This window comes from Pseudomonas sp. 51_B (assembly GCF_017491595.1).
In the GTDB taxonomy this organism is placed as follows: Bacteria; Pseudomonadota; Gammaproteobacteria; order Pseudomonadales; family Pseudomonadaceae; genus Aquipseudomonas; species Aquipseudomonas promysalinigenes.
Genome location: NZ_JAFGYW010000493.1, coordinates 1 through 428, shown reverse-complemented (window position 1 = coordinate 428; position 428 = coordinate 1). Strand labels below are relative to the sequence as shown.

The following is a 428-nucleotide window of genomic DNA, read 5'->3' as shown; positions in this document are numbered from 1 at the left end:
GTATTTTTCTGGAACAGCGGCCAGGAGCCGATCGTCGCGGCGGATCTGTCCGGCAAGAAGCCGCTCACGCTCCAACTGGCGCCCGCGCCGATCACCGGCGTCAGGATCTTCGAAAGCGTCAATGCGATCGGCGTCAAACTGGCGAGCGACCATCCGTTCAATCGGGACAAGAGCCGGAAAATCGTCACGTTCGACAGAATCGATCCCGGCCACGGCTTCGTCGTCAGCCTCGCATTCGAGGCGGGCCACGATCCGACGCCGCGCATGCTGGGCCCCATTCTCGGCGCGAGCCTCGACTATGCGGGGCCGATATGGGCGGTCGACCTCGCCTGCGACGGCAACGTCCGCCGGCAAGGCGCGCGTGCCCGCGCGGCACGCTGGATCAGCGGCATAGCGTGCGCCGTCGGCATCGGCGGGCAGTTCGTCCC

Annotated in this window: 1 protein-coding gene; it reads left to right on the top strand. The window is 67.1% G+C overall.

The window, feature by feature from the left end; genetic code table 11:
- Positions 1-428, top strand: a 428-nt coding sequence (locus J5M56_RS25890; protein ID WP_207938172.1) for a hypothetical protein, incomplete at both ends; no start/stop codon positions are given.